A 6,531-nucleotide genomic window follows, 5' to 3' on the forward strand; every position below is an offset into this window, starting at 1 on the left:
TCGCGGTTGAATATATACTGCATCCGCCTACGAATATATACTGCATCGGCAAACGCAGTACTACTGCATTTTCAACTCAGTCGAATTGGCTAATTGCGGACATTCATTAAATAAAATCATGCTGGTACTCAACGAGCCGCATTCATACGATACATCAAGGTCCAAGAGGTACAAAATAATTATTGCATTGAAATAAATGCGGAAGCTGCCGGAAACATCAGTTTCGACAGAGGCACAGACGTGGAACGCTTTAATGCGGAAATAGGTTATTGGATTGCCGAACCCTATTGGAATAAAGGGATTATGACGCAGGCTTTGCGTCAAGCTGTCAGCGATTATTTCAGCCAAACCGATGTCGTGCGGATTTTTGCTAAGGTCTATGCCGGCAATTTTGCCTCCATGCGGGCATTGGAAAAGGCAGGTTTCCGAAAAACAGGTATTTATGGAATGAGTCTGCAGAAATGTATATCATTACAACATTGTTAAGGATGAAGCCTAAGAATGCATCCAAATCCATGTCCGAATGTTCGCTGAAATATTCCTTGTAACACATAAGGGTATTACACGTCTTTTGAATAGACATGTTTTCCTTTTTGTCGTTAGCCTTAGTAATGTGGATACATTTTTATCTGCTGCCCAATTACCCACTTTTGACTATAAAAAACTTTCGATATCGATACTATACGCTAACAAGCATATCAGATTGTACATACCCCATTAACGATGATAGGCGGCAAGGTGTTTTTTCCCACACCTGCCGCCTATCTTACCAATAGTTAGCTATCTTGCTTTATCTCTCAATAGCAGCCTGCGCCGCAGCCAAACGTGCGATAGGCACACGGAATGGAGAACAGCTGACATAGTTCAATCCTACTTTATCGCAGAACTTCACTGATGAAGGCTCGCCTCCATGTTCGCCACAGATACCGCATTTCAAATCAGGACGTACTGAACGGCCTTTCTCTACTGCCATTTGGATAAGCTGGCCTACACCGTTCTGGTCAAGTACCTGGAACGGGTCTACTTTCAGAATCTTCTTCTCCAAATAAACCGGTAAGAAGGAAGCGATATCATCGCGCGAATAGCCAAATGTCATCTGCGTCAAGTCATTCGTTCCAAATGAGAAATATTCAGCATGCGAAGCGATGCGGTTAGCGGTCAGAGCCGCACGTGGAATTTCAATCATCGTACCTACCTTGAACGGAACTTCTATACCTTCTTGTTCGAAAACTCTTTTAGCCGTAGCGCGGATGATGTTTTCCTGTGCTTCGAATTCGTACAAGATACCAATCAACGGAACCATGATTTCAGGATGCGGGTCGTAACCTTCTTTCTTCAGCTCACAAGCGGCACCCAAAATAGCCTCCGTCTGCATTTCGGTAATTTCGGGATAAGTATTTCCCAAGCGGCATCCGCGATGACCTAACATCGGGTTGTGCTCGCACAGGCTTTCTACACGCTGGTGGATATAATCTACCGTAACACCCATCGCTTTCGCCATTTCCTCCTGGCCTTTCTGGTCGTGCGGAACGAATTCATGCAAAGGCGGGTCGAGCAAACGTACATTTACAGGATAACCGTCCATTGCTTTGAATATGCCCTTGAAGTCATTCTTCTGGTAAGGCAACAACTTAGCAAGTGCCTTCTTGCGTCCTTCTTCATCCGGTGCCAGAATCATTTCACGCATAGCGATAATCTTCTGATTGTCAAAGAACATGTGTTCCGTACGGCAAAGTCCGATACCTACGGCACCAAACTTACGGGCTACTTCCGCATCGTGGGGAGTATCGGCATTGGTACGTACCTGCAAGCGGGTATATTTGTTACACAAGTCCATCAGTTTTGCAAAGTTTCCTGATACTTCAGCTGCCTTGGTAGGCACTTCACCCTGATAAACTTCGCCTGTACTACCGTTCAAGGAAATATAGTCACCTTCTTTCAGCACGACACCATCGATTTCTACCGTGCGGGCTTTATAGTCTACATTGATAGCTCCTGCACCCGACACACAGCATTTACCCATACCGCGAGCCACTACGGCAGCATGTGAAGTCATACCGCCACGTGCGGTCAAGATACCTTCAGCAACGGTCATTCCAGCCAAGTCTTCGGGAGAAGTTTCGATACGTACCATAACCACCCGATGACCATCGGCACGCCATTTAGCCGCATCTTCTGCAAAGAATACGATTTGACCTGTAGCAGCACCCGGAGAAGCGGGAAGTCCGCGAGTCAAGACCTTAGCGTTACGGAGTTCTTCTTTATCGAATACAGGGTGAAGCAGTTCATCCAACTTATTCGGTTCGCAACGCAAGACAGCTGTCTTTTCATCGATTAAGCCTTGTTCCAGCATCTCCATGGCGATACGCACCATGGCAGCACCTGTACGCTTTCCGTTACGGGTCTGCAAGAACCAAAGTTTTCCTTCCTGTACTGTGAATTCCATATCCTGCATGTCATGATAGTGGTTTTCCAGTTTGGTCTGCAGCTCGTCAAGTTCTTTATAGATTTCCGGCATGGCCTCTTCCATCGAAGGATATTTGCTGGCACGTTCTTCTTCTGAAATGCCTTGCAGTTGCGCCCAGCGTTGAGAACCGATTTTAGTAATCTGTTGCGGCGTGCGGATACCTGCCACTACGTCTTCGCCTTGGGCGTTAATCAGGTATTCACCGTTGAAGAGGTCTTCGCCTGTAGCGGCATCACGAGAGAAGCAAACGCCGGTAGCAGACGTGTCGCCCATGTTTCCGAATACCATTGCCTGTACGTTTACGGCAGTACCCCATTCAGCCGGTATGCCTTCCATTTTCCGGTAAAGGATAGCACGTTCGTTCATCCACGAATCAAATACGGCACAGATAGCTCCCCACAATTGTTCGTAAGCATTGGCAGGGAATTCTTTACCGGTTTGAGTCTTAACAGCTTCCTTGAAGCGTCTTACCAGTTCTTTCAGGTCGTCCACTTCCAGTTCATTGTCCAAGCGGACCCCTTTCTTCTTCTTCACGTCTTCGATAATCGCCTCGAACGGGTCGATATCATCTTTATTGGCAGGCTTCATGCCCAATACAACATCGCCATACATCTGCACGAAACGGCGGTATGAATCCCATGCGAAACGTTCGTTGCCTGTCTTGCGTGCCAATCCGGCAACCACTTCGTCATTCAGCCCCAAGTTCAGGATAGTGTCCATCATGCCCGGCATAGACGCGCGTGCACCCGAACGTACAGATACGAGCAACGGATTTTCTACATCACCGAACTTTGATTTCATGAGTGTTTCGACTCCCGCAATAGACTTTTCGACGTCATCTTTCAACAGAGCTACTACATCGTCTTTGCCTTTTTCGAAATATTCGTTACAAACTTCTGTAGTAATGGTGAAACCGGGAGGAACAGGTACGCCAATCAGGTTCATTTCAGCAAGGTTAGCGCCTTTACCGCCCAGCAGGTTTCTCATGTCTGCTTTTCCTTCGGCATGTCCGTTTCCGAAGGTGTAAACTCTTTTTGTTTCCATTTCTTTTGGTAAGATTTATTAGGTTATTATGTTTCTCATAAGTAGAGTGTCTGCAAAGCTATGGAAAATTTGCAACATATCAAATACAAATAAGGTGTTTTTGGGCATGTTTTGACAAACAGACTTGCCAAAAGCGGCTCTCAGGCTTTTTCATACCATTATGATTGGCTGGCCATATAGATAGCTTCGTCTGGTGTAAGATTAATAATCTTGCAACGTATGCACCTATATGCGCTTGCCTCCGCACCTGTATCCGCGGGCTTCCGCAACCGGCTGCGTCTCGCAATGATACCATCCGGGAAGGCGGTTGTCAAGAGTTTGGGGGAAATTATGCAGGGATGTGAAAAATAAATGCGGATAAATTCGGACTTCCTTTAAAATCTTTCCGGAATATGAAGGAAAATGCTTACCTTTGCACGCAAACTTGATTTATTAGAAAAACAACGTGACAAGAAAGAAGAAAGAACTTCCTTTACTGGAAAAGGTAACGATAACGGATGTGGCGGCAGAGGGAAAAGCTGTTGCCAAGGTGAATGATTTGGTCATCTTTGTGCCATACGTAGTGCCGGGCGATGTTGTCGATTTGCAAGTCAAGCGGAAGAAAAACCATTATGCGGAAGCTGTAGCCGTAAAGTTGCACGAAAAGTCTCCGATGCGTGTAGAGCCGTTTTGCGAGCATTACGGTGTGTGTGGCGGATGCAAGTGGCAATGTCTGGCGTATGCCGACCAGATTCGGTACAAGCAAAAACAAGTGTATGACAATCTGACCCGCATCGGGAAAATCGAATTGCCGGAAATCAGCCCCATCATCGGTTCGGAAAAGACGATGTATTATCGCAATAAGCTGGAATTCACATTCTCGAACAAGCGTTGGCTGACCGAAGAAGAAGTGAAGCAGGATGTGAAATACGAGCAGATGAATGCGGTGGGTTTTCATATCCCCGGTGCGTTCGACAAAGTACTTGCCATCGAGAAATGCTGGCTCCAGGATGATATTTCCAATCAAATCCGCAACGCTATCCGCGACTATGCATACGAACATCAGTATGCTTTTTTCAACCTGCGCACGCAAGAAGGCATGTTGCGCAATATGATGGTACGCACTTCTTCTACCGGAGAGTTGATGGTCTTGTTGCAATGCAAGATTGTGAATGACGAGGAATTGGAGAAAATGAAGGAACTCCTTCAATTTGTGGCGGACAAGTTCCCTCAAATCACCTCCTTATTATATGTGGTCAATAACAAATGCAACGATACAATCGGCGATTTGGATGTATGCGTATTCAAAGGGAAAGACCATATTTTCGAAGAGATGGAAGGGCTTCGGTTCAAGGTAGGTCCCAAGTCATTCTATCAGACCAATTCAGAACAAGCTTATAATTTATATAAGGTAGCCCGTGACTTTGCCGGATTAACGGGCAATGAGCTGGTATATGATTTGTATACCGGAACCGGAACCATCGCTAATTTCGTTTCCCGTCAGGCTAAAAAGGTAATAGGAATCGAATATGTGCCCGAAGCGATAGAGGATGCCAAAGTCAATTCAGAATTGAACGGCATAAAGAATACCTTGTTTTATGCAGGCGATATGAAAGATATCCTGACCGAAGATTTTATCCGCACGCATGGACGGCCCGACGTGATCATTACCGACCCGCCTCGGGCAGGCATGCATGGCGATGTCATTCAGGTGATATTGGCGGCAGAACCGGAACGCATCGTTTATGTGAGTTGCAATCCGGCTACACAAGCCCGCGATTTGCAGTTACTCGATGTGAAATATAAAGTAAAGGCAGTCCAGCCGGTAGATATGTTTCCACATACGCATCATGTGGAAAATGTGGTATTGTTAGAAAAGAAAATTCATTAAAAAATAATAGACGTGGCAATAAAAGACTTTAAGACAAACAAGCCTATTAAGGCGCATGCTACTTCGAAATATACAACTTACCGGGTAACCGAACCTGCCGGATTGATGGAATTCCTGATGAAGAAAATGGCAGGAATAAGCCGCACACGGGTTAAAGCTTTATTGACTAACCGGGTGGTATTGGTGGACAATACGATTCAGACGCTTTACAATTATCCGTTGCAACCGGGCATGTGTGTGCAAATCAGCCGGGAAAAGCACAAACACGAATTCCATCATCCGATGCTGAAGATTTTGTATGAAGATGCATACATCATCGTTGTCGAAAAAAAAGAAGGGTTGCTCTCGGTTGCTACAGAACGTCAAAAAGAGCGGACGGCACAACATATATTAAATGAGTATGTAAAACGGATTCATAAAGGGAACCGGATTTATGTCGTCCACCGTCTGGATAGGGAAACATCAGGTATTATGATGTATGCCAAAGATGAAAAAACGCAGCATACATTACGTGATAACTGGCACGACCTTGTGCGCGACCGCCGCTATGTAGCAATTGTACAAGGAGAGATGGAACAAGATGAAGGCACGGTATGTTCTTGGCTTACCGACCGTAAGCTATACGTAAGCTCCTCTCCGACAGATGACGGAGGCAAATATTCGGTGACTCATTATCACACCATCAAGCGTGCCAATGGCTTTTCGTTATTGGAATTGCAACTGGAAACGGGGCGGAAAAATCAGATTCGCGTACACATGCAATCATTAGGGCATCCCGTTGTAGGAGACGAACGTTATGGATGCGAAATGAATCCGTTGGAAAGATTGGCCCTTCATGCCTTTAAATTGTGTTTTTACCATCCAGTAACACACGAATGGATGGAGTTTGAGACCCCATACCCCACTCCTTTCAAGACATTGATGCTAAGAAGATAAGAAAAAACTGTTTTCGAGGATGTTTTCTCGATTTTATGAGAATGATAGCGGGCTATCCGACGAATACAATTTGCAAAATAAACCTAAGCAAAGTTTAAACAGATTCTAAGAAGCTGTTTTGAATTTCTCCAAAAAGTTTTTCTTGGCTTGATGTATCCGTTTTCGTGTGTGCTTTGGGCGATTTTTTGGTCTTTTTCGCTCCTGTTCTTCGTCA

Annotated in this window: 3 protein-coding genes and 1 pseudogene; 3 read left to right on the top strand and 1 reads right to left on the bottom strand. The window is 45.3% G+C overall.

What is annotated here, in order from left to right; genetic code table 11:
* Positions 1–141: 141 nt before the first annotated feature.
* Positions 142–444: pseudogene (locus tag B5F78_RS15435) on the top strand (GNAT family N-acetyltransferase); the annotation flags it as partial.
* A gap of 346 nt (positions 445–790) precedes the next feature.
* Here B5F78_RS15435 and ppdK read toward each other — a convergent pair.
* Positions 791–3,511, bottom strand: a complete 2,721-nt coding sequence (gene ppdK / locus B5F78_RS15440; protein ID WP_087407153.1) for a pyruvate, phosphate dikinase — start codon at positions 3,509–3,511, stop codon at positions 791–793.
* 445 nt (positions 3,512–3,956) lie between these two features.
* Between ppdK and rlmD the strand changes: the two genes are divergently transcribed.
* Together rlmD and B5F78_RS15450 are read left to right on the top strand one after the other, a co-directional pair.
* Positions 3,957–5,381 (top strand): 23S rRNA (uracil(1939)-C(5))-methyltransferase RlmD, encoded by a 1,425-nt coding sequence (gene rlmD / locus B5F78_RS15445; protein ID WP_022040111.1) that lies wholly within the window; start codon positions 3,957–3,959, stop codon positions 5,379–5,381.
* A gap of 12 nt (positions 5,382–5,393) precedes the next feature.
* A complete protein-coding gene (locus B5F78_RS15450) occupies positions 5,394–6,317 on the top strand; it encodes an RluA family pseudouridine synthase (protein ID WP_087407154.1) in 924 nt (307 codons plus the stop codon).
* The last annotated feature ends 214 nt before the right edge of the window (positions 6,318–6,531 follow it).

Source organism: Bacteroides sp. An279 (assembly GCF_002159615.1).
Lineage (GTDB): Bacteria > Bacteroidota > Bacteroidia > Bacteroidales > Bacteroidaceae > Phocaeicola > Phocaeicola intestinalis.

Bases quoted from the DNA above. Each gene is read 5' to 3' on its own strand.
- ppdK (WP_087407153.1), bottom strand. From the start codon at position 3,511: ATGGAAACAAAAAGAGTTTACACCTTCGGAAACGGACATGCCGAAGGA.